25 protein-coding genes and 1 pseudogene are annotated in these 20891 nt (G+C 57.6%); 12 read left to right on the top strand and 14 right to left on the bottom strand.

What is annotated here, in order from left to right; genetic code table 11:
• Positions 1-251: 251 nt before the first annotated feature.
• Positions 252-1898 (bottom strand): ABC transporter ATP-binding protein, encoded by a 1647-nt coding sequence (locus CFBP5499_RS25990; protein WP_080830464.1) that lies wholly within the window; start codon positions 1896-1898, stop codon positions 252-254.
• 528 nt (positions 1899-2426) lie between these two features.
• Between CFBP5499_RS25990 and CFBP5499_RS25985 the strand changes: the two genes are divergently transcribed.
• Positions 2427-2852, top strand: coding sequence for a winged helix-turn-helix transcriptional regulator (locus tag CFBP5499_RS25985; protein WP_080830620.1), 426 nt, complete (start codon positions 2427-2429; stop codon positions 2850-2852).
• A gap of 145 nt (positions 2853-2997) precedes the next feature.
• Here the strand turns inward: CFBP5499_RS25985 and CFBP5499_RS25980 are convergent, their stop codons facing one another.
• Positions 2998-3942 (bottom strand): aromatic alcohol reductase, encoded by a 945-nt coding sequence (locus tag CFBP5499_RS25980; protein ID WP_080830463.1) that lies wholly within the window; start codon positions 3940-3942, stop codon positions 2998-3000.
• Positions 3943-4705: 763 nt separating this feature from the next.
• On the opposite strand from CFBP5499_RS25980, the pseudogene CFBP5499_RS30910 reads away from it, so the two are divergent.
• Positions 4706-4762: pseudogene (locus CFBP5499_RS30910) on the top strand (chloramphenicol phosphotransferase); the annotation flags it as partial.
• A gap of 66 nt (positions 4763-4828) precedes the next feature.
• On the opposite strand, the gene CFBP5499_RS25965 reads toward CFBP5499_RS30910, so the two are convergent.
• Positions 4829-5122, bottom strand: a complete 294-nt coding sequence (locus CFBP5499_RS25965) for a hypothetical protein (protein WP_080830619.1) — start codon at positions 5120-5122, stop codon at positions 4829-4831.
• Positions 5123-5157: 35 nt separating this feature from the next.
• Entirely contained in the window at positions 5158-6024 is an 867-nt protein-coding gene (locus tag CFBP5499_RS25960; RefSeq protein WP_175416915.1) for a hypothetical protein, read from the bottom strand.
• A 273-nt stretch (positions 6025-6297) separates the two neighbouring features.
• Between CFBP5499_RS25960 and ligD (CFBP5499_RS25955) the strand changes: the two genes are divergently transcribed.
• Entirely contained in the window at positions 6298-8952 is a 2655-nt protein-coding gene (gene ligD / locus CFBP5499_RS25955) for a DNA ligase D (protein ID WP_080830461.1), read from the top strand.
• Positions 8953-9061: 109 nt separating this feature from the next.
• Here ligD (CFBP5499_RS25955) and CFBP5499_RS25950 read toward each other — a convergent pair whose 3' ends face one another.
• The 6 genes from CFBP5499_RS25950 to CFBP5499_RS25925 all read right to left on the bottom strand — a co-directional run bounded on the left by CFBP5499_RS25950 (position 9062) and on the right by CFBP5499_RS25925 (position 13031).
• The gene (locus CFBP5499_RS25950; protein WP_336470689.1) at positions 9062-9244 is read right to left on the bottom strand and encodes a hypothetical protein; all 183 of its coding nucleotides are present in this window, start codon (positions 9242-9244) and stop codon (positions 9062-9064) included.
• Positions 9245-9254: 10 nt separating this feature from the next.
• Entirely contained in the window at positions 9255-9554 is a 300-nt protein-coding gene (locus tag CFBP5499_RS25945) for a DUF982 domain-containing protein (protein WP_003585063.1), read from the bottom strand.
• 73 nt (positions 9555-9627) lie between these two features.
• The gene (locus CFBP5499_RS25940) at positions 9628-10104 is read right to left on the bottom strand and encodes an Hsp20 family protein (RefSeq protein WP_080830460.1); all 477 of its coding nucleotides are present in this window, start codon (positions 10102-10104) and stop codon (positions 9628-9630) included.
• 174 nt (positions 10105-10278) lie between these two features.
• Complete coding sequence (ligD, locus tag CFBP5499_RS25935) at positions 10279-11310, bottom strand: non-homologous end-joining DNA ligase (RefSeq protein WP_080830459.1); 1032 nt, start codon at positions 11308-11310, stop codon at positions 10279-10281.
• Positions 11307-12119, bottom strand: a complete 813-nt coding sequence (locus CFBP5499_RS25930; protein WP_080830458.1) for a Ku protein — start codon at positions 12117-12119, stop codon at positions 11307-11309. The genes ligD (CFBP5499_RS25935) and CFBP5499_RS25930 overlap by 4 nt, the downstream gene beginning before the upstream one ends.
• 12 nt (positions 12120-12131) lie before the next feature.
• A complete protein-coding gene (locus CFBP5499_RS25925) occupies positions 12132-13031 on the bottom strand; it encodes a Ku protein (protein WP_080830457.1) in 900 nt (299 codons plus the stop codon).
• 200 nt (positions 13032-13231) lie between these two features.
• Here CFBP5499_RS25925 and CFBP5499_RS25920 point away from each other — a divergent pair, with 200 nt between their 5' ends.
• The 9 genes from CFBP5499_RS25920 to CFBP5499_RS25880 all read left to right on the top strand — a co-directional run bounded on the left by CFBP5499_RS25920 (position 13232) and on the right by CFBP5499_RS25880 (position 17956).
• Positions 13232-13408 (top strand): hypothetical protein, encoded by a 177-nt coding sequence (locus CFBP5499_RS25920; RefSeq protein ID WP_080830456.1) that lies wholly within the window; start codon positions 13232-13234, stop codon positions 13406-13408.
• Positions 13409-13419: 11 nt separating this feature from the next.
• Positions 13420-14196, top strand: a complete 777-nt coding sequence (gene xth / locus CFBP5499_RS25915; RefSeq protein WP_080830455.1) for an exodeoxyribonuclease III — start codon at positions 13420-13422, stop codon at positions 14194-14196.
• An 84-nt stretch (positions 14197-14280) separates the two neighbouring features.
• Positions 14281-14517: a hypothetical protein gene (locus CFBP5499_RS25910; protein WP_080830454.1), complete on the top strand. Its 237-nt coding sequence runs from the start codon at positions 14281-14283 to the stop codon at positions 14515-14517.
• A gap of 15 nt (positions 14518-14532) precedes the next feature.
• Positions 14533-14787 (top strand): hypothetical protein, encoded by a 255-nt coding sequence (locus CFBP5499_RS30190; RefSeq protein ID WP_233284272.1) that lies wholly within the window; start codon positions 14533-14535, stop codon positions 14785-14787.
• Positions 14784-15050, top strand: coding sequence for a hypothetical protein (locus CFBP5499_RS25900; protein WP_080830452.1), 267 nt, complete (start codon positions 14784-14786; stop codon positions 15048-15050). The genes CFBP5499_RS30190 and CFBP5499_RS25900 overlap by 4 nt, the downstream gene beginning before the upstream one ends.
• A gap of 175 nt (positions 15051-15225) precedes the next feature.
• Complete coding sequence (locus CFBP5499_RS25895) at positions 15226-15966, top strand: DUF6088 family protein (RefSeq protein ID WP_080830451.1); 741 nt, start codon at positions 15226-15228, stop codon at positions 15964-15966.
• Positions 15947-17056, top strand: coding sequence for a nucleotidyl transferase AbiEii/AbiGii toxin family protein (locus tag CFBP5499_RS25890; RefSeq protein WP_080830450.1), 1110 nt, complete (start codon positions 15947-15949; stop codon positions 17054-17056). Before CFBP5499_RS25895 ends, CFBP5499_RS25890 begins: the two co-directional genes overlap by 20 nt.
• Positions 17057-17225: 169 nt before the next feature.
• Positions 17226-17525 carry a hypothetical protein gene (locus CFBP5499_RS30620; RefSeq protein WP_080830426.1) on the top strand — a complete coding sequence of 100 codons (300 nt, stop codon included), beginning with the start codon at positions 17226-17228 and terminating at the stop codon, positions 17523-17525.
• Positions 17525-17956: a type II toxin-antitoxin system VapC family toxin gene (locus tag CFBP5499_RS25880; protein WP_080830425.1), complete on the top strand. Its 432-nt coding sequence runs from the start codon at positions 17525-17527 to the stop codon at positions 17954-17956. The genes CFBP5499_RS30620 and CFBP5499_RS25880 overlap by 1 nt, the downstream gene beginning before the upstream one ends.
• A 121-nt stretch (positions 17957-18077) precedes the next feature.
• Here CFBP5499_RS25880 and CFBP5499_RS25875 read toward each other — a convergent pair whose 3' ends face one another.
• The 4 genes from CFBP5499_RS25875 to CFBP5499_RS25860 form a co-directional block, all read right to left on the bottom strand.
• Positions 18078-18467 (bottom strand): RidA family protein, encoded by a 390-nt coding sequence (locus tag CFBP5499_RS25875; protein WP_080830449.1) that lies wholly within the window; start codon positions 18465-18467, stop codon positions 18078-18080.
• Between the two features lie 241 nt (positions 18468-18708).
• Positions 18709-19467, bottom strand: coding sequence for an alpha/beta fold hydrolase (locus CFBP5499_RS25870; RefSeq protein WP_080830448.1), 759 nt, complete (start codon positions 19465-19467; stop codon positions 18709-18711).
• A gap of 109 nt (positions 19468-19576) precedes the next feature.
• The gene (locus CFBP5499_RS25865) at positions 19577-20311 is read right to left on the bottom strand and encodes a L,D-transpeptidase (RefSeq protein ID WP_371507035.1); all 735 of its coding nucleotides are present in this window, start codon (positions 20309-20311) and stop codon (positions 19577-19579) included.
• Positions 20308-20838: a VOC family protein gene (locus CFBP5499_RS25860; RefSeq protein ID WP_080830446.1), complete on the bottom strand. Its 531-nt coding sequence runs from the start codon at positions 20836-20838 to the stop codon at positions 20308-20310. Before CFBP5499_RS25860 ends, CFBP5499_RS25865 begins: the two co-directional genes overlap by 4 nt.
• Positions 20839-20891 lie beyond the last annotated feature (53 nt).

Genomic DNA, 20891 nt, shown 5'->3' with positions numbered 1-20891 from the left:
GCATTCCCGGCGTGCCGCAGTGCAGGTTTTCGGCCATGTCGTATGTCAGTTTTGTGACTGAATGAAAGGATAATTAGTAGACAAACGCAACTACTTTTTATTCCTGAAATCATATTTTTATTATTTAAATCAGATTCTTAAAAGGAAAACCTCTCGCACCGCCGGATCCACAATAATCCGGCGGTGCGATCGGTCTTTGATGTCGCGCGATGCGAAGTCTGTCGAGGTGTCCGGCTCGTCAGACTTCGATGTTATGTGCCGACGGCAGTTGCCGCAGGTTCCCAGTCCGCACCGGGGATCGCCGCAACGAGTTTCCGAGTATAGGGGTGGGCTGGCGACCGGAAGATTTTTGTCGGCGGCCCCTGTTCGACAACCGTTCCCTTGTGCATGACCAGAACATCGTCGCAAATCTGGCTTGCGACGCGCAGGTCATGGGTAATGAAGATCATCGCCACCTTCATTTCCCGTTGAACCCGCGCCAGAAGCTCCAGCACCTGCGCCTGTATGGAAACGTCGAGAGCGGACACGGCTTCGTCGGCCACAAGGACGACCGGATCAAACATCAATGCACGGGCGATGCCGATGCGCTGGCGTTGGCCGCCGGAGAATTCATGCGGGTAACGGTCATAGGCCTGCTCATCCAGCCCCACGAGCTTCAGAATTCCGAGCGCCTTGGTTCTTGCCTCATGCACTGCCATTCCATGGGCGACAGGGCCGACCGTCAAGATCCTGCCGATCGTGTGGCGCGGATTGAGTGATGCGAACGGGTCCTGAAAAATCATCTGAATATAGGGTCGCAAGGATCGAAACGAGGTTTCGTCCATCGCGGCGATGTCGCGGCCGTCGAAGCGTATGGAGCCGCCATCGGCGTCCAGCAATTTGAGCAGGACACGTCCGAGCGAAGACTTGCCCGACCCGCTTTCACCGACGATACCGAGCGTCTGGCCCTTGTGGAGCTTGAAGCTGACACCGTTGACCGCCTTGACGATACGGGCCTTGCGGAAAAACGAGCCGGAGCTGCGATATTCCTTCTCAAGATTTTCGACCTTGAGAACGACGGGGGCTTCTGCGCTGACTGAACGCTCAGTGCTCCGCATCCGCGGAACCGCAGCGACAAGTCGCTGGGTATAGGGGTGGACGGGATTGACCAGAACCTGGTCCACCCTTCCCTGCTCCACAAGATATCCCTTCTCCATCACCACGACGCGATCGGCAATTTCGGCAACGACGCCGAAATCGTGGGTGATGAACATGACGCTCATGTTCTTGCGCTTCTGTATCTTGCGGATGAGCTCAAGGATCTGCGCCTGGGTGGTAACGTCGAGAGCGGTTGTTGGCTCATCGGCGATCAGGACATCCGGATCGAGTGCCAGTGCCATGGCGATCATGACCCGCTGGCGTTGTCCGCCAGACAGACGGAACGGATATTGCAGCCGCATCAGAGGCGGGTCGGGAAGACCGACTTCTTCCAGTAGATCCAGAACCTTGGTCCTGCGGGTTTCAGGCGTTCCATAGCCGTGCGCTTCAAGCACCTCGGCGATCTGATCCCCGATTGTCATCAATGGATTGAGCGCGGAAAGCGGGTCCTGGAAAATGATTGAGACCGCCTGACCACGCAGCGGCCGGATCTTATCTTCCCTGGCCGCAAGTATGTCCATTCCGTTGAAATGGATTTCGCCGGAGCTGACTTTTATCACGGGCGACAACAGCCCCATGATCGTGCTGGCAGTGACGGATTTGCCGGATCCGGATTCACCGATAATGCACAGGATTTCACCTGCATGAAGGTCGAACGAGATATTCTTGACCGCGTGGGTGCGCTCCATTCCCGGCGGAAGATCCACCGTGAGATTGCGAACGGACAGCACCACGTTGGCTGACGTGGTGGGATGCGACATAAGTTCCCCTTGTTTTTTGTAACTTTGTTCGCCTTGGCTGACGCGTCATGCGCCGAGGACAATATAGTGGACAATATCTACTATATTGTCCAGTGGCGATGACGCGCGTTGGAAACCATGGCTAGCCGAGCTGAGACTGCGGCCGAAGGTGTCGCGAAGGGATTGAACGGCGCATTTTCCAAGGAGGGCGCCGTATCTGTTTTGGAGCACCATAGTGAGCCCTTGATGGCGTAGGTAGTGGCCTGAGCACTTGCTCTTGAAAGAATATGAACCGCCGACCCTCAATTCAGTGGTTCTGGCTGTCAAATGTTTTTCTAATCTAGGCAACTACTTGCTCTTCGGGACGGTAGGCTTGGGTCGAAAGTCTTGGCAGCTTAGCGCCAATAGCAGATGTCCTCGGGCATCGGTGAAACCAACGACGCGGATATTCCCGCCAAATTCGATGAACGTTCCAACACGCACGAGAGGCAGATGCAACGCCCTCTGAAGACTGGTAAGACAAAAAAAGGAATGCCGGAGGCAAGGATCATGACCAGAGAAGAAATGCTGAGATATTCTCAAGCAGTTTGCGATGGTCTTCGCGAGGATCAAGACGGGGTGAGACGTGAGGTTCTCACCCACGCGGGAAATAGGTGGTCGCTCGGCGTCATACACACCCTCGGCGTTTACGGCAGACTTCGGCACGCAGATATCGGTAGACGGATGCACGGCGTCACGCAGCGAATGCTTACTCGCACGCTACGCCAACTCGAAAGAGATGGCCTCGTCACGCGCCACGATCTCGTCGAGATGCCGCCTCGGGTGGAATACGAACTGACAGAACTGGGAATGGGTCTTCTCATTCGTATGATCCCGTTGTGGACGTGGGTCGTGGAGAATTCCGAGCAGTTTCGAAAGTCACGCGAGGAATTTGATTCCCGACCGCCGGAAAAGCCTTCCTGGCAGACGTTCTAACGGCCGAGAACCGCCGTCGCTCCGTTGATGTCATCACGCCTCGACCGGATGGCGATAGGAAGCTGCGGACGAACCGGGAGAGTGCGGGCATACCGCGCGCTCCTGTTTAATTATCTTCTGTCGGGTTGCACCTCAAAAGGCCTCGTTACCTTGCGCTCAGGTTGACGTTGATCCAATCAGACACATCCGTCACCTTTATGCCCTCGTGGACGTTGAACGTGCCCGCCTTGTCCCACGACATGCCTCGCCCGATACCAAAGGCTGCACGGTATTTGCGCATCATGTTCTGAGGGTCGGCTGCTAGTTCTTCCATGAGAACCGGAACAGTCCACTCGGAGCGACTGAAAGGTCTGTTCAAAGCTGCTTCAAGTTTGTCCGCAAGCTCGCCATAGGTAACCGTGTCGCCAGCCAGAAAGACGATTTCATTGCTGATAGTCGGCTCGTAAAACACAATTTCTGCGGCGAGCACCCCGATGTCGTCAGGCGTCGTCACCGTAACAGCCGTATCGTAGCTTCCGAGTGCTCTCACTGTGCTATTCTCAAAATCAACGACGCCGAATTCCGGTTCGAAGAGATAGCTCATGAACATGCCGGTGGAGATGATAACCCAGTCGGTCTTACTTTGAGATCGCAGGAGTTCACGCACATCAAGCTGGGCATCGAAGATGTCCTGTGGCCCGCCTCGACCGATTGCTTCGAAATCGACGCCGAATTGCCACGGGAAATAGCGGGGAATCCCGGACTGCAGCGCTGCCTTGGCCAGCTTCATCGGAGTGTTGATCCCCGCTGCATAGCCCGTGCAGCCGATCACGGTGTCATAGTGAGAGAACAAGGACGCCAACTCATCAACCGAACTCTTCACCAGATCGCCTACGACGATATCGATACCCAGGTCGCGTATTTCAGCAACGTCACGCTGCTTCGGCGGGAAGTCGGAATCAATGGCGCTGGCACGCAGCAAAACGCTGATCTTCGCGTTTTCAATCTTTTTGGCACGACGGGCCAGATTGCGAAGGACGGGCATGCCGAGTTCCCCTGCCCCGAGAACGAGAATGTTTCGTGACTTCACGTTGGAAACTGTCTGATTCATCTATTTCTATCCTTCAAAACTCTCTGTCACTGCTATTTGGCAAGGCGCGACCATGAAGAAAAGAAGGTACACGGATGATACTGGAGCAAAAAAGAAAGACGACAATCCCGTTGTACTCGTCCGCACATACCGGTCTGTCCGCTTCGGGCCGGGAACTGCCCTGATGCACCAAGTGCGGCCGTGAATCTATCGGACGCGGGGAACTACCGGATTTTCAAGAAAGCCACGCCGGAAGGCTCTTGCAACAACCACGCCCAGTCCAAATCCCGATATCAATCTTGCTAGCAAAAGATCAGGCAATGAATAGGACGCCAGCCAATAAAAGGTTCCAAATGCCAAGAACGATGTTGCGACAAGGCTAAGCTGGCCGTCTGTTGCTGGCCGACGAAAAGCCACAGAATGGAAGCCAGCGACGCCCCCAACCAGGCATGGCAAAAACTGACCGAGAGTTATCGTTGGCTTCGCCGTAAGCGTATCCAAAAGGCAAAAGATGAACGCCAACAATCCGGTGCCGAGTAACTGCAACAATACGGCTCCAACCAGGCTTGTTCTGACGGAATATTTGGGTTTCGAGTAGCGAAAATATGTGACCAAGACGCCCTCCTTTGACGTGGTCGCGTTCGATGGGCCGCGATCGCCTTGAAATTCGTACAACCTCAACTAGAGTTGAGGTCAAGGGGCAATGGCACGAGAGTTAACCGCTGGGCAGATTGCGGCAAGCGCGGTCTGAAATCAGGAGGGACCGGATGGCACACGTTATTTTTTGCATGGTGCGTCGAGCAGCGGCAAGTCAGCCATTGCGAAAGCGCTGCAGAAGCGCATCGAGAAACCATTCTGGCATATATCAATTGACCATCTGCACGGTGCGCTTGCGCGACCATCCTTCTCAGCCCTTCGAAACCCTCGTCGCTTCGACATCTCCAAAAATGCGTTGAACCGCAGCGATGTCGACCGAAACCTCGATGTCACCATCGAGGGCACCATCATGGCGAGTACCATCGGCGCGCGAGGCGTCTCGGCCGGATGCGTGCGAACCGGATGTGTTTTCGCCGGTGGCCGACTGTACGAAAATGTCGGGCCGGGGCACGCCCTGCTGTTGAACCAGATGCTCGACCGTGAGGTCGGCGGCCTCACGCGTTGAGAAACTCGCGCGGATGGTAACGGTGCTGTCGTCCGCCATGATGATCTCCTTTGGCTTCAATGAAAGCGAAACTCTCAGGGTGCGCCGTGGTTGCGAAGTTTTCTGTCTTCTTCTCGGCGAGCGGCCCGCCGGACTGGTCGAAGCTCTTCTATGGTCGGCTGCCACCACTCAGCACCTTCCGCGTGTGGTACCTTCGCTGGCCATGTGCCTACGAGTTCGTCTAACCTCGGCTTCCGCCACAGACCCCAGACGTGATCTTCCGTGACGCCTGGATAGAATTCCGCCATCGCCTCTGGATCGACGAGTTCCCCGGTGATCTCAGTGAAGATCACCAAGCCATATTGAATGCCGACGACGCGGTCCAAAGGTGGAAGGTTGTCGCTCGCGACAGGGTATCGCCGCCTTTTCCGCTCAGCCGAGCGTAGTTTCGACTTCGCCTCCTCTTCCGAGCCTTTCCGGGCTTCAACTCGACGCCGCCGTTCCTCAGGCTCGTTCCTCCTCGCCGCCTCCTCGATTGCCGGCCAGTGGCTGCGGAGCTCTTCATATGAACGGTAGGGGACGTGCCAGATCTTCAGGTCGCCATCCCATCGCGAATATGGAATCTTGCGCAATTCGTCGACGACCGTACGCGAATAAGGCGTCTTGATCAGGAAGCCTGCCTTCCCGAGTGCAAGGTAACAGCTCTCGATCGGGTCAAACTCGAACGCATCCCTGCCCTTCGCGTCGGCGAACGCATCGGCTTCTGCTTCGAGTTCGGCCAGCCAGCGCCCGACACGGCGTGCGGCAGTCTTACCTGGCACAAACCACGCCTTCCGGGTGTCGCTCCATCTCGCCGTGGGGAAACGCGTCCGAAATTGCTCGACAGTCATGCGGTCGAACGGAAAGAACACCGTCTCTCCTGGCGCAGCTTCGACATTCTCCGTTGATTGCTCGTCGCTCATGCTGTGGAAACGGCTATGTTGACCGACAGTTTCAATCTTCCGCGAAAAGGCTGAGCCCGCTTACGGTGTTGTTGGAACTAAATCACGGCTGGACGCTTCTCAGTGTCGAGGTTCCAGGCTGTGTCAACCGGACGTGGCAGGGATGACGAACGCGATGGTTTTTCCGGTTTCTCATCGCGGCCAACGAAACGGCAGTCGAGCGTCCAACCTGTCCGGCCGGGCCTCATCCCGCCCTCATCGGAGGCGGGAGGCGGATTTGTACCGGGGACTGCCATGGCCAGCGACAAGCTCTCGACCTACAAGCAGAAACGCGATTTTCAAAAAACGCAGGAGCCGAGCGGCGCAGCGAAGCTGAAGGCGTCCAACCGCAGGCGCTTCGTCATTCAGAAACATGACGCAACGCGGCTGCATTACGACTTGCGGCTCGAACTCGATGGCGTCTTCAAGTCCTGGGCTGTCACCAAGGGACCGTCTCTTGATCCACACGACAAGCGCTTGGCTGTCGAGGTCGAAGACCATCCGTTGGACTATGGCGATTTCGAGGGCACCATACCGAAAGGCCAATATGGCGGCGGAACTGTCATGCTCTGGGATCGCGGCTACTGGGAGCCGGAAGGCAACAAGACGCCGGAGCAGGCTCTCGCCAAAGGGGATTTCAAGTTTACCCTGGAAGGCGAGCGGCTGCATGGCAGCTTCGTGCTGGTGCGGATGCGCAATGACCGCGACGGCGGCAAGCGGACGAATTGGCTGCTGATCAAGCATCATGACGACTTCTCAGTCGAGGAGAATGGTGCTGCGGTCCTTGAGGACAACGCGACGTCCGTCGCCTCCGGCCGAACCATGGAGGCGATCGCTTCCGGCAAGGGCAGGAAGCCAAAACCGTTCATGGTGCAGAGAGGCGACGTCCAGGCAGATGCCGTTTGGGATAGCAATCACGGGCTGGCGGCGCAGGAACGTGCCGCGGATACGAGGACAAAGCGAACGCCGGCGCCGAAAAAGCCGGCAAAGTCCGCGATGCTGGAGTTCATACCGCCGCAGCTTTGCGAAACGCTCGATCGCCCGCCCTCAGCCGATGGCTGGATCCACGAGATCAAGTTCGACGGCTATCGTATCCAGGCGCGCATCGAAGACGGCGAGGTGACGCTGAAGACCCGCAAGGGCTTGGACTGGACGGGCAAATATCCGGCGATTGCCGCGTCGGCCGCAAACCTGCCGGATGCCATTATCGACGGAGAGATCTGCGCCCTCGACGAAAACGGAGCGCCGGATTTCGCAGCACTTCAGGCGGCGCTGTCGGAAGGCAAGACCGACGAACTGGTCTATTTCGCCTTCGACTTGTTGTTCGAGGGCGGTGAAGACCTGCGGCAATTGCCGCTCACCGAGCGGAAGGAACGGCTGCAGACACTGCTCAATGATGCCGGTGACGACCCACGCTTGCGTTTCGTCGAACATTTCGAAACCGGAGGCGATGCGGTCCTCAAATCTGCATGCAAGCTGTCGCTGGAAGGTATTGTCTCGAAACAGGCCGACGCGCCCTATCAATCGGGCCGCACCGAGACATGGGCGAAATCCAAATGCCGCGCTGGCCATGAGGTTGTGATTGGCGCCTATGCCACGACCAACGGCAAGTTCCGTTCCCTGTTGGTTGGTGTCTTCAGGGGTGGTCACTTCGTTTATGTCGGCCGGGTTGGAACCGGCTACGGCGCCAAAACAGTCGATACGATCCTGGCGAAGCTTCGCGAGATCGAGGCGGAGAAATCACCGTTTACGGGAATCGGCGCGCCAACGAAGGATCCCAACATCGTCTGGGTCAAACCCGAACTGGTCGCAGAGATCCAGTTCGCCGGCTGGACTGCGGATGGACTCGTCCGCCAGGCGGCGTTCAAGGGATTGCGCGAAGACAAGCCTGCACACGAAGTCGAGGCAGACAAGCCGGCATCGCCGGCAAAGACCGACACCCCGACGCCGGCCACCACCAAGCCGTCAAGGCCGGCACGCGGCAAGAACGCCAAGGCCGAGGTGATGGGCGTGATGATCTCCAGCCCGGACAAGCCGCTCTGGCCCGATGCCCATGATGGAAAGCCGGTAACCAAGGAAGATTTGGCTCGCTATCACGAAGCCGTCGGTGCATGGCTGATCGACCATATCAAGGGGCGGCCATGCTCGATCATCCGAACCCCCGATGGTATCGGCGGCGAGCAATTCTTTCAGCGCCACGCAATGCCGGGGACCTCTAATCTGCTCGAACTGGTCAAAGTGTTTGGCGACAAGAAACCCTATCTGCAGATCGATCGCGTCGAGGGGCTTGCCGCCATCGCCCAGATCGGCGGCGTCGAGCTGCATCCGTGGAATTGCGAACCGGGCCAGCCGGAGGCGCCAGGCCGTCTCGTCTTCGACCTCGATCCAGGCCCGGAAGTCCCCTTCTCCGCCGTCGTCGAAGCCGCTCGGGAAATGCGCGACCGGCTGGAGGAACTTGGCCTCGTCAGCTTCTGCAAGACCACCGGTGGCAAGGGCCTTCATGTCGTCACGCCACTTGCCGTGCCAAAGGGTAAGAAGCTTGCCTGGCCGGAGGCAAAAGCGTTCGCACACGATGTTTGCCAGCAGATGGCACGCGAGAACCCTGAGCTTTATTTGATCAAGATGGCGAAGAACCAGCGCAACGGCCGCATCTTCCTCGACTATCTGCGCAATGACCGGACGGCGACGGCGGTCGCGCCGTTGTCGCCGCGTGCGCGACCGGGTGCTACAGTGTCGATGCCCCTAACCTGGACCCAGGTGAAGACCGATCTCGATCCGAAGCGCTTCACTATCCGCACCGTCCCAGCGCTGCTTGAGAAGACGAGCGCCTGGCAGGATTATTGCGACGGGCAGCGATCGCTGGAGCAGGCCATCAAGCGGCTGGCAAAGTCCATGAAACAGGCCGCCTAAACGCGGGACCCGTCAGGTACCGTAGCGCCGATCAAGTTCTCGGAGAGCAGCCTGAACATCGTCGATGCAAACCGGCTCCGGTGTTCCGGGAATATGGCGGAACGCCGGCTTAGAGTCGACCGCGTAGAAGTCCGCAGGCCCATGAGGCCAGGATGGTCCGTTTGTCGTCCGCGGTGAGAGCAGTCGCTTTCACCACATCAAGCGGCCGCTCAATCTGCATGCCCTGAAGCAGGACCGTCGGATGACCCGTCGCAGCGGCATTGCTCGCGGCCTGCTGCAAAATCTGGTCCATGTCGGCCTCCCTAGCGAACGTGCGGATCTTTGTCGTGCCGGCGACTGGAAGCGGCGATGATATCGGTCTCCGGTGCCAGCAGATCGTGCTTCTCAGCGAAAGCTGCGAACAGCCCGCGTGCGGTCTCCGCTTCGATCTCGCCGCGCAGGGCTGCGCCACAGGCCTTCAGCGCCACCGAATAAGCCGTGTCGCGCATTGATGCTGGCCATTCGACGAGATGCCGGTAAGCGTCCATAACTGTTCGGACCTTAGCGGGAAAGCCAAGACCGACAAGGATAATCACAGGTTCTCTGAACATATCGGGTTTCATTGTCTCTCTCCTTCCCAACCCGGAATGTGCGATAGGGCGCCGCGGCCAGCGGCGCCCTTTTCCAAAGTTTCAGTCAGGCGGCCTTTTGCGCTTCGATCTGCACCGGAGCGGTCGACTGCACGAGGGCCGGATCCGTCTGGATGTCGATCTTCCGCGGCTTCAACGCCTCCGGGATCTCACGAAGGAGATCGATCGACAAAAGACCATTGTTTAAATCCGCGCCATTTACCCTGACATGGTCGGCAAGCTCGAACCGGTGTTCAAACGGACGTCCGGCAATGCCGCGATGCAGGTAGCCTTCGGATGCCATCTCCTGCTTCTTGCCAGTGACCGTCAGCAGATTGGACTGGAAGGTGATGTCGAGATCATCTCGGGCAAAACCTGCGACCGCGATTGAAATCCGGTAGCTGTCATCGCCGGTCTTGACGATGTCATAGGGCGGCCAATCACTGATCGAGCGGGCGCGCTGGGCATTTTCGAGGAGATTGAAGACCCGGTCGAAGCCGACGCTCGAGCGGAACAGAGGTGCGTAGTCGTAAGATGTTGCCATAGCCATATCCTCCTTGAAGCAACATGGGTACAGAAGCGCCGAAACTCGGTGCTCCCAGCAAGGCCAGCCCTGTTTTCAGCGGCTGGCGGCAAACGATTTGGTTTTTGAGAATTTAGGATTCAAGAGCACGGGCCGAAAAAATTTAAGGCCTCGCCGACGCGCTGAAATTCCTGCTCAGTCGAGCTCATAAACAGCGGCATTGTCCTGGATCTCACGCAGTCCTTTGTAAGATGCGTGCCGCAGATTGCCATCGTCGGTCCAGCCACGGAACTCGATCTCGGCAATCAGCGTCGGCTGCGCAAAGACGTAGTTCTTCCCCTTGAGCGGCACGACCGGTGTCCTGGTCTTCAGCGTATCCAGGGTCTTCTTCAGGTATGCCGCGTCCTTTTGCTTGAACCCGGTTCCTACCGCGCCAACATAGACCCAGTCCTGTCCACGTCTCGCAGCCAGCAGCAGACTGCCAATCCCGCCGCGCGCGGTGGCTGACTGCTCGTAGCCGACGATCATGAAGCTCTCACTCTGCACGCACTTGATTTTAAGCCAGTCGCCCGTCCGGCCGGATCGGTAAGGACGGTCCCGGTGTTTGGCGATAATTCCTTCCAGCCCGAGAGAACAGGCGATTTCGAGGAGTTCGCCGCCGTCACCCTCCACCTCCTCGGAAAGCTGGATCGCTCCAACCGCACCATCCAACAGATCTGTCAAAAGATGTCGGCGGACTGACAGCTCGGTCTTCGTCAGATCGTGCCCGTCGAAGTATAACAGGTCGAAGGCGAAGAGGACGGCTTCGCTCGAATCTCGTTTGCCGCCGCGTCCGCCAAGCGAGCGTTGCAGCGCTCCGAAGTCGGACCTGCCTTGCGCATCGAGCACAACAGCTTCGCCATCCAGGATAGCAGTCCCGACTCCCAGCTCTTTGGCAGCTGCCGCGATCGCAGGAAACCGGTGTGTCCAGTCATGGCCGCCGCGGGTAATAATTCGCACGCCTTTCGGCTCGATGTGCACGGCCAGCCGATAGCCATCCCACTTGATCTCAAAAGCCCAATCCGGGCCGATCGGGGGAGCTGCCTTGAGCAAGGCCAGGCATGGCTCAACCCGATCGGGCATCGGATCAAATGGAAGGTTCGGCTGCGCCGGATCGCGCTTGCGGCGCGGCTGCGATTTTGCAGAAAGCCCGTCGTCCTGTAGGAGCGGTTTGGCGCGTCGCTTCATTTGCTGGACCGGGTCTCAGCGGCGACCGACTTTTTCAGAGCATCCATGATGTTGATGACGTTGCTCGGCGTCGACTTTACTGGCGCGGACGGTTTCGCTCTGGCCTGCTTTTTCAGCGCCTTCTTCTTGGCGGCAATGATGTCGAGAAGCCGGTCCTGCACTGGATCAATGACCATCTTCGGGTCCCAGTGCTGCGTCTGCTTCTTGATGAGTTGCTGTACCAGGGGCATCATCTCGCTGTCCGCTGTCTCGTCGTCGTCGATGCCCGCAAAATACGAGTCTTCATCGCGGACTTCATCCCCGTAGCGCAAAGTCCAAAGGACAATACCCTTGCCACGTGGCTCCAGCATGACGGCGCGTTCCCGGCGCGAGATCACCAGCCGCGAGATACCAACCATGTCCTGGGCCTCCATCGCATCGCGAATGACGGAGAACGCCTCCTGTCCGACCGGATCGTTGGGCGATAGGTAATACGGCGTGTCGAGCCAGATCCATTCCACGCTGTCGCGCGGGGTGAATGTGAAGATGTCGATCGTCTTGGCACTGTCGAGCGCAACGTTCTCCAGCTCCTCGTCCTCCAGCATTATGTATTCGTTCTCGCCACGCTGGTAGCCTTTGACCTCATCTTCGTCTTGGACCTCTTTGCCGGTGACGCTGTCGACATAGTGGCTGACGACGCGGTTCTGGGTCTCGCGATTGAGTGTGTGGAAGCGGACCTTCTCGCTTTCGGAGGTCGCCGGCATCATCTGGACCGGGCACGTGACGAGCGATAGCTTGAGGTAGCCTTTCCAATAGGGACGGACAGCCATGGTCTCCTCCGATCAACCGGCGCGGCGGGTCTGCGACGCCGCGGACTTGGTTTTGGAAGCGGCAGGTTTGGCGACCTTCTGGCGCGCCGTGCCCTTGTTGGCATTGGCCGCACTCCGTTTCGGCTCCGCCTTCTTTGCATCAATGCCGGCACTCTCTCTGAGTGCCTGCAGAAGATCGCTGGGTTTCGACGCCGCCGGCGCCTTTTTCTTCGGAAGCGCCCTACCCTCGATCTTCGCCTTCACCAGCTCGGCGACGGCAGCTTCGTAACGATCATCGAAGGCACTGGCATCAAAGCTTCCTCTCTTGGTGCCAATGATGTGCTCGGCCAAATCCAGCATTTCGCCTTCGATCTTCAGATCGGGTAGTTCCTCGAACGCCTCCTGAGAGGAGCGCACCTCGTAATCGAAGTTCAGCGTTGTGGCGATCAGCCCTTTGCCATGCGGACGGATGAGGACGGTTCGAACGCGGCGAAAGAGAACGGTCCGGGCAATCGCGGCAACCTTGGCTTTCTTCATGCCGTCGCGCAAAAGCAAAAAAGCATCCGTACCCATCTTGTCCGGCGCCAGATAGTACGGCTTGTCAAAATAGACGTCGTCGATCTCGTGGCAGGGGATGAAGGCGTCGATCTTGAGCGTCTTGTCGCTGTCAGGAACGGCGGCGGCGACCTCCTCGGGCTCAAGGATGATGTATTGGCCGTTTTCGACCTCGTATCCTTTGACCTGCTCGTCACGTTCGACCGGATCGCCGGTCTCGCTGTCAACGAACTCGCGCCTGACCCGGTTTCCGGTCTTGCGGTTCAGCGTGTTGAAAGCGATCCTTTCCGAAGATGATGCCGCAGTGTACAGCGCCACCGGACAAGCGACCTCTCCGTATTTGATGAAGCCTTTCCAATTCGCTCTCGGGGCAACCATGACGCAGAACTCCTGACACAACCAATGCGATTCAAGCGAATCAGCATGTAATTGTTCCGAGTCGAAACGAATCAATTTTCAAGGACTTAGCGCGATCATGCCCACTCGTTTTACGAGTCTGCGCTAGTCTCTTGATTCCCGTGCATCTTTTCCTGGTCACATGCGTTTCTTCGTGGAGCAACCCAAAAAGGAGTCCTGCCATGAGCAAGCGCGAACTGATCGATACCGGAACTGACAAGCGTTATGTCCGTCGTGACAAGGAGGGGAAATTCAAGGAGAGTGTCGACGTCTCCCGCTCGCTGTCGGCCGATGCTCGCCACGACGCGAAGCATGATGCGAAACCGGGTCAGGGCGACAAGGGTGATCGCAGGCACTGACGGAACCGCCGGTGAAGCTCGCTACCTACAACGTCAACGGGATCAATGGCCGGCTGGAGGTTTTGCTCCGCTGGCTCGACGAGGCGAAGCCTGATGTGGTGTGCCTGCAGGAGTTAAAGGCGCCGGACAACAACTTTCCGCGCCGCGAGATCGAGCGCGCAGGCTATGGCGCCATCTGGCACGGCCAGAAATCCTGGAATGGCGTGGCGATCCTTGCCAGGGATCAGGAGCCGCGCGAAACGCGACGCGGCTTGCCGGGCGATCCTGACGACAGTCACAGCCGTTACATCGAGGCGGCCATCGATGGCATCGTCATTGGCTGCTTGTATCTTCCGAACGGCAATCCAGCGCCAGGGCCGAAGTTTGATTATAAGCTCCGTTGGTTCGAACGCCTGCATTCCTATGCGGCGGAACTGTTTGAACTCGACGTGCCCGTGGCTCTGGTTGGCGATTTCAACGTGATGCCGACGGACCTCGATGTCTACAAGCCGGAGCGCTGGCGAGACGATGCGCTGTTTCGGCCCGAGGTGCGCGAAGCTTATGCGGAGCTCATTGCAGCGGGCTGGACGGACGCCCTCAGGCTGCTGCATCCGGAAGAGCGGATTTATACGTTCTGGAAGTATTTCCGCAACGCCTTCGCCCGCGACGCCGGGCTGCGCATCGACCATTTCCTGCTGAGCCCATCGCTGCGGGAACGAGTGCAAACCTGCGGCGTAGACAAGTTCGCGCGGGCCTGGGAGCACACCAGCGACCATGCGCCGGTCTGGATTGAACTGGATGATGAGTAGCATATCTCAAGGACATGTCGGTGCGGTCGTTTCCAGGCCCACCACCCGTGGCGATGGCCGATAGAGAGACATAGGAGTGACGGTATGCAAGATTTCGACGCCGTAGAGTTCGCAGACCGTCTGGCGGCGATGACGGACGAGGAAGTGTTTGGGCTGATGAAGAAGCTCGAGGAAGCAAGCGAGACCATTCGTCCTGAAGATCGGGATGACAGCGATGTGTTCGCCCAAATCGCCATGGTGGAGACGGCGATCGAGGATCGGTTTCCGGGCCAGCTTATGGCGCCATACAAGGATTGGCAGCAGCGCCGGGTCGGTAGCTGATCAGGAGGATTTTTGATGAGTGAGAAATCTGAAAATCAGGAACGACTGTTTCAGCAGTTGGATGATGCCGTCGCCGAGATCATCGATCGTTTCGCCAGTGAAGGACACGGAACAGCGCGTGTCGTTGAGACGCTTCAGGACGTTCTGGCAAAGCGGCAGCTCGCCTATGATCGCGACCCTGATCCCGCGGATGAACCGATAGAAGAACCGGCCAACGAGTGGCCCGCAGCCGATAACCCGTCGAACGAAAACGGGGGGCGGAGACCATGAACAATATGGCAGACCATCCCGCCGCCGTTGAGGCAATAGGCAGTCTGACCCGGACGCAAGAAGAAGCGCTTCGAGCAATTGCTTTCTTCCGGCGACAGAGGAAAGTGGGCCGGGGTTGGCTGGTGGGTGACAAGCGGCTATCGGAGAAGCTTGTCGAGCGGCTGGAAAAGATGGAACTAGTCGAGGAGAGCTTCATCCGCGGCGAACCGGTGCTGCAGTTGACCATTGTCGGACAGGCGATCAAGGCGCAGCTGCTTCAATAATCTGCCTGCTCATGCATTTTATCCATTGGAAAGACGTGAGCCTACTGACTACATGATAGCATAACCGGATTACGCTACTGACCAATGTTTTGGTATAAAATTTGGTCAGTAGAGGCGGAGTTGCTTTTAGTGACCAATTTTCGTATATAATTTTTGGACACAATGTAGGATAATTATGCCGGATCCCACATCTGACACTCTGGAACGCATTCACCAACGGATCGCCGACGGGGCGCCTTCCGGGGTTTGGTCGCGCTCCGATTTCCTGGATATCGCAACACCGAACGCCGTCGAAAAGGCGCTGCAGAGGCTGACCAATCGCGGCGACATCCGCCGCCCTCATCGTGGTCTTTACGACAAGCCAGCTGTCAGCCAACTGACAGGCAAGATGGTGTTTCCACCACGGGCCTCCTTCATCGATGCAATCGCGCGACGCGACAAGCTTCGTGTTTGCGTCGATGGAATGACGGCTGCCAATGATCTTGGCCTGACGACGGCCGTCCCTGCCAGGTCCACAATCTATGCGGACACATATCCCCGAATCATCGAGATCGAGGCCAATGCCGGCGATGCGGAGGCCACGAAGCCGGTTATCTACATCTTGGACTTCAAGCGCATTTCGGCAAAGACCGCCTTCTGGGCGGGCCGGCCGGCAATGCGAGTGATCCAGGCCCTCCACTGGTTTCGCGACGAGCGATCAAATCTGGAGACAGTTGTCGATGGTATCGTCCGCTACCTGGCACGAAGTCCCCACAGACATCCGATCGTCGAGGATCTGCGGGAAAACATCCACGCAATCCCTGCCTGGATGTACAAGGCGGTAGAGACCATAACTGCCGATCAGCCGCCTCAGGAAGATGGAGGTACTTCACAAGGCAACGAGGGAAAGGATGAACATGCGCCAGGGTTTCATTGATATCCTTCGCTCAAGCGCCGACGAGCGCAAGGCCTTGTTTTCCGCCGCTGCGTCCGATCTGGAGACGCGGGCCGAAAATATCGAAAAGGATCTGTACGTCTGCTGGGTGCTGGACTTCCTGTTCAACCGCCGCAAAGACGATACTATCGGCCTCTACTTTAAGGGCGGCACCAGTCTCAGCAAGGCATATGGCCTGATAAAGCGCTTTTCTGAAGATATCGACATCGGCATCTACAAGGCAGACCTAAAGGTTCCCCTCGAGGCCGATATCGCAGCCCTGCCCTCCGTCAATCAACAGCAGAAAGCTCTGGCCGAACAGGTGGATGAGGCAGCGCGCCATTATATGTCCGGACCGCTCAAGCGTTTGCTCGATGAGGAAATCGCTGCGGTCGAGGAAGAGACCGGACAATCGGGACATTTTTCGCTCGACTTCGGATACGATCTCTACCGAAAGAAGGAGGCGCTCGACGTACTCGTTCTGGGATACAAAAGCGTCTTCGACATGAGTGGCGGTTATGTCGAAGCGGCAGTGCGCATTGAAGGCGGGGCACGCCCGGATCCGGTTCCGGCCGAGACGCGAGAAATCATTCCATACATTGCCCCGGAAATGAGAAAGGGCAGTGACTTGACGGTCCAGAATGTAACAACCGTCAAGCCGGAGCGCACTTTTTGGGAAAAAGTTCTGATCCTTCACGCGATGACGGAGATGACGGAAAAACGGAGAATACAGAATAGTCCTGAGCTGAAAGTTCCAGACCTCAATCGATACTCGCGCCACTATTACGATGTTCATCAAATCTGGACGAATCCCGACTACGGCAAGGCCACTGCATCGATGCTTGACCTTGCTGAGGCTTGCCGCCGGCATAAGGAGCTGATGTTTCGCGCGCCGGACCATCGATATGATCGAGCCGTCCCAGGAAGTTTTCGGCTGGTGCCCACGCCCGAGATGCGCAAAAAACTCGCATCCGACTACGAGAGAATGTCCGCCATGATATTTGGGACGCCGCCCGAATTTGGGTCTGTCATGGACAGCATTGAAGAGTTGGAGGCCTTTCTCAACGCAATCGCGGACAAGGCCTCTGTTTGAAGGCAAATGCGAGAGGTAGCAGATCGTGTCGCCTTGATGGGAATCGAACCGTCAACCCCGCAATTTTCCTCAGCTAGTTCACGCCCCATGCATTCAACATTAGGTCCAATAACACTTGCAGAAGAATACGTCTGCCGCTACATTACTGGATATATATCCGGAGGGTTCGATGGCAAGTTCTCAGACACGTGCAATTCAAAACTATAGGAGCCGCCTAGGCGACCGCGGCCTTGCTCGTTTCGAGGTGCTCGGACGGGATAGCGACCGGAGCCTGATCAGATCATTAGCGCGCCGGTTAGCGGAAGATGGCCCGGAAGCAGCCAGCTTGCGCGCCGTCGTGAGCGAAACGCTTGCCGGAGAGCCGCCTATAAGAGGGGGTATCCTTGCAGCTCTCCGCCGATCGCCCCTTGTTGGAGCAGAACTCGAAATCTCACGTTCCCGCGAAGGAGGTCGAGAGATCGATTTGTAATGCGTTATCTGCTCGACACGAATATTCTTAGCAACATTATAAAGCCCGAACCGTCAGCGTCACTACTAATATGGATGGCGGAGCAAGCTGACGCTGACTTATTCATCGCATCGCTCACCATCGCTGAAGTACACCGAGGAATTCTGGAGAAGCCGGCGGGCAAGAAGCGTGCCGCTCTCGAAACCTGGTTTGCCGGTACTGAGGGGCCACGCGCACTCTTTGCAGGACGCATACTTTCGTTCGACGAAAAGGCCGCGCTCATCTGGGGGGAGTTAATGGCACAAGGAAAAGCGGCGGGCCGCCCAAGAAGTGCATTGGACACGATTGTCGCGGCCATTGCCCAGTCCAATGGCTGTATTGTGGTGACCGACAATGAGCGAGATTTTCAGGGGGTCGAAATCATCAATCCTCTCCGGCACACCGCAATCTAAAACGGCCAGCAGCTTTACGCTCTTGACCGGAATCGAACCGATATCCACCGCTCCGATACACTGAGATGCTGTAACTTGTATGCTCAACGTGGAAAGGTGCGTTCGCGGCATATCGGTTCCATCATCGCTTTACGGCAACACATTTCACCTCAGCGAGAAGTCCCTGGTGCGCGAGTTCAGAGACACCTATCCGGGTCCACGCATAGGTTCCCTTCGGAAACACCTCGTTTTTGACAGTCCGGAACACGTCCATGTGCTTGGACATTTCGACGTGATAGCTTGTCACTTCCACGATGTCATCAAACGTGCAGTGAGCGGCTTCCAGAACCATCCGTAAATTGTCCCACATAGCTCTGAATTGCTCTGAAGGATCGTGAATGATGTCGAGATCCTTGGTCCGCCCAACTTGGCCGACGACGTAGATTGTGTCTCCGACTTTAACCGCGGGCGCATAGCCTGCTCGGCTGACGATCTCCTGCATCTCGTCGGGTATAATGATCTCTCGATCCATAGTAGTCCTCGCAATCTTTGCTGGTTACTAGCGGCACTGATACAAGCGGCGCGAATTTTCAAGCTCCGCTGGATGAAAAAGTAAATACGGCCAGCGATGTCGGGCAGTCCTTCACTTCGCCCCGGCACGGCTCTTTCCCGGGCGCAGGTACGTTTCTCAAAATAGTTGGGTTACGTCCCCGGACGTGACCCAACTAGCAAGTTCATCGAGACAAGCGCCTTTTGCAGAATGAATGCCGCCACTACTTGGCAGCTTCCGCGGCCTCCTCGATCACCTTCGCAACTGCAGCCGCCTGCGAGATATAAATAGCGTGACTACCGTCGATCTCCGTCACAGTTGAACCGGAGCGCTTGTACATCCAGCGCTCAAGGCCCGGATTGATCGTCATGTCATCCTTCGCAACAATCCCGTAGCTTGGCTTGTCGTGCCAAGCGGCAATAGACACCGGCGCACTGGTGGCCGCGACGGCGACAGGCATCTGAGACCGGGCCATAAACTCGCCCTGCTCTTTGGGTAGATCCGCCCCGAAATCAGCTGCGAACTTTGCCGGGTCGATAAGCAGGAAGCCATCCTTTGTCGGCTTGATATCGTTGGTGGGTGACGGCATCGATTGGAGCAGTTGTGCGGTGCTTTCGCCCTTGTCTGGCTGCAGTGCCGCAACATAGACTAGTGCCTTGACCTTGGGATCATCACCTGCTGCCGTGATGATCGTGCCCCCATAGCTGTGGCCGACGAGAACGACGTCCCCGTCCTGCTGATCAAGCACGCTCTTCGTGGCTGCAACGTCCTGATCCAGGCTTGTCAGTGGCTGCTGGACGATGCTGACATGAAAGCCGTCGCGGGTCAGGATGTCATAAACGCCGCGCCAACCCGAACCATCCACGAGCGCGCCATGGACAAGCACGATGTTGCGCGCGTCCGCTAAGGCTGGGGCTGTTAGGGCAGCGGAAGACAGAAGCGCGGCAATGAGGCCAGCGGCCGCTTTACTGAAGTTCGACATGGTCGGTTGTTCCTTGAGTTTTGTGCGTGAAATAACTGAGGCTTTGAAATCGCCTGAAGGATATGTCTCTCCCCCTATCCGAAGGAGAGACGAACGTGATCGCTTGCGCTTACTGCTTGACGACAATTGGAGCCTTAATCGGCACGCGTTCATAGAGGTCGATAATGTCCTGGTTGAGCAGGCGCACATATCCGGAAGAAACTGCCTTGCCAATCGAGCGCCATTGCGGATTGCCGTGCAGACGATAGAGTGTGTCGTGGCCACCGGAGAAGATGTACAGCGCTCGCGCACCCAGCAAATTTTTCAGGCCCGGCTCCATGCCGCCATTTTCGATCGAATATTTGGCCAATTCCGGCTGGCGGGCGACCATCTCGTTCGGCGGCTTCCAACGCGGCCATTTCTGACGCCACTGAATGATGCCGTTGCCCTGCCAGGCAAAGCCATCGCGCCCGATCCCGACACCATAGCGCATCGCGGTCCCGCCCGGCTGGACGAGACAGAGGAAGCGGGAGGGGGTGTCGACGACGATCGTGCCGGGCGCCTCGCCAGTCGGGTCGAGGACCTGCTGGAGATAGTAGCGCGGATCGATCTGCTTGTAGGGAACCGCCGGGATTAGAAAGCCGCCATCCTCGGTAGGACCGTACATGACAGCCAGTTCGGCATCTGTCGGCGCAGGAGCGATGTGGACAGAGCCGATCGGTTCCTGGAGAGGCGTCGACTGTCGCCCCACCATCCGGCCCGTGCCGGGGGTGGAGACGCACCCTGCCAGGGCCGAGACCGCAGCCATCGCCGAAAGCGACAGGAGGCTGTGGCAGGATGACGAGGTATCAAAGCTCACCCTCATTCCTCATCCTGCCATCTGCGCAGATCCGTCTGGTCATGATAGGCCATGCGATCAGGCGTGGTGATAAACTCAATCATCGTGCCCCACGGCGCTCGGCAATAGCAGACCCTGTTTCCAGGACCTTTTTCGGTTGCGTAGGGAATAGCTCGTGGTGCCGTAAGGGCTGTTCCGCCAGCCTTCTCAAAGCGCTGTACCGATGCATCGATGTCGTCGGTATAGACACCAAAATGCGTGATGCCGAAGTCGCTCGGTGTAACCGGTTGCGCTTGTTTGGGGCCGTGCATTTCAAAGAGCTCGATGTCAGGCCCGGTTCCGATCTTGACCATCGCCTGCGCACGCACAACCGTTCCCGCGTAAGCACCAGTGGCCCGCTCGAACTCGGGTCCTTGCCTGGCCGGATCCTGCGGCCCGAACGATTGGTAGATCACCTGGCCGCCAAAGGCTTCCACCAGGAACGATTTTGCCGCTTCGATGTCAGGCACCGTGATGCCGATGTGATTGACGCCGCGAATGACAGGTGCGGTCATGACAATTTTCCTTTCTTGTTAAATCGATGAACGCGATCGAGCTCAATTTGCCC

Origin of the sequence: Agrobacterium tumefaciens (genome assembly GCF_005221325.1) — a bacterium.
GTDB lineage: Bacteria > Pseudomonadota > Alphaproteobacteria > Rhizobiales > Rhizobiaceae > Agrobacterium.
This window is presented reverse-complemented; position numbering and strand designations above follow the sequence as displayed.

Coding starts and splice junctions, on each gene's coding strand:
- CFBP5499_RS25990 (WP_080830464.1), bottom strand. CDS start 1,898: ATGTCGCATCCCACCACGTCAGCCAACGTGGTGCTGTCCGTTCGCAAT.
- CFBP5499_RS25985 (WP_080830620.1), top strand. CDS start 2,427: ATGACCAGAGAAGAAATGCTGAGATATTCTCAAGCAGTTTGCGATGGT.
- CFBP5499_RS25980 (WP_080830463.1), bottom strand. CDS start 3,942: ATGAATCAGACAGTTTCCAACGTGAAGTCACGAAACATTCTCGTTCTC.
- CFBP5499_RS25965 (WP_080830619.1), bottom strand. CDS start 5,122: ATGGCGGACGACAGCACCGTTACCATCCGCGCGAGTTTCTCAACGCGT.
- CFBP5499_RS25960 (WP_175416915.1), bottom strand. CDS start 6,024: ATGAGCGACGAGCAATCAACGGAGAATGTCGAAGCTGCGCCAGGAGAG.
- ligD (WP_080830461.1), top strand. CDS start 6,298: ATGGCCAGCGACAAGCTCTCGACCTACAAGCAGAAACGCGATTTTCAA.
- CFBP5499_RS25950 (WP_336470689.1), bottom strand. CDS start 9,244: ATGGACCAGATTTTGCAGCAGGCCGCGAGCAATGCCGCTGCGACGGGT.
- CFBP5499_RS25945 (WP_003585063.1), bottom strand. CDS start 9,554: ATGAAACCCGATATGTTCAGAGAACCTGTGATTATCCTTGTCGGTCTT.
- CFBP5499_RS25940 (WP_080830460.1), bottom strand. CDS start 10,104: ATGGCAACATCTTACGACTACGCACCTCTGTTCCGCTCGAGCGTCGGC.
- ligD (WP_080830459.1), bottom strand. CDS start 11,310: ATGAAGCGACGCGCCAAACCGCTCCTACAGGACGACGGGCTTTCTGCA.
- CFBP5499_RS25930 (WP_080830458.1), bottom strand. CDS start 12,119: ATGGCTGTCCGTCCCTATTGGAAAGGCTACCTCAAGCTATCGCTCGTC.
- CFBP5499_RS25925 (WP_080830457.1), bottom strand. CDS start 13,031: ATGGTTGCCCCGAGAGCGAATTGGAAAGGCTTCATCAAATACGGAGAG.
- CFBP5499_RS25920 (WP_080830456.1), top strand. CDS start 13,232: ATGAGCAAGCGCGAACTGATCGATACCGGAACTGACAAGCGTTATGTC.
- CFBP5499_RS25910 (WP_080830454.1), top strand. CDS start 14,281: ATGCAAGATTTCGACGCCGTAGAGTTCGCAGACCGTCTGGCGGCGATG.
- CFBP5499_RS30190 (WP_233284272.1), top strand. CDS start 14,533: ATGAGTGAGAAATCTGAAAATCAGGAACGACTGTTTCAGCAGTTGGAT.
- CFBP5499_RS25900 (WP_080830452.1), top strand. CDS start 14,784: ATGAACAATATGGCAGACCATCCCGCCGCCGTTGAGGCAATAGGCAGT.
- CFBP5499_RS25895 (WP_080830451.1), top strand. CDS start 15,226: ATGCCGGATCCCACATCTGACACTCTGGAACGCATTCACCAACGGATC.
- CFBP5499_RS25890 (WP_080830450.1), top strand. CDS start 15,947: ATGCGCCAGGGTTTCATTGATATCCTTCGCTCAAGCGCCGACGAGCGC.
- CFBP5499_RS30620 (WP_080830426.1), top strand. CDS start 17,226: ATGGCAAGTTCTCAGACACGTGCAATTCAAAACTATAGGAGCCGCCTA.
- CFBP5499_RS25880 (WP_080830425.1), top strand. CDS start 17,525: ATGCGTTATCTGCTCGACACGAATATTCTTAGCAACATTATAAAGCCC.
- CFBP5499_RS25875 (WP_080830449.1), bottom strand. CDS start 18,467: ATGGATCGAGAGATCATTATACCCGACGAGATGCAGGAGATCGTCAGC.
- CFBP5499_RS25870 (WP_080830448.1), bottom strand. CDS start 19,467: ATGTCGAACTTCAGTAAAGCGGCCGCTGGCCTCATTGCCGCGCTTCTG.
- CFBP5499_RS25865 (WP_371507035.1), bottom strand. CDS start 20,311: ATGAGGGTGAGCTTTGATACCTCGTCATCCTGCCACAGCCTCCTGTCG.
- CFBP5499_RS25860 (WP_080830446.1), bottom strand. CDS start 20,838: ATGACCGCACCTGTCATTCGCGGCGTCAATCACATCGGCATCACGGTG.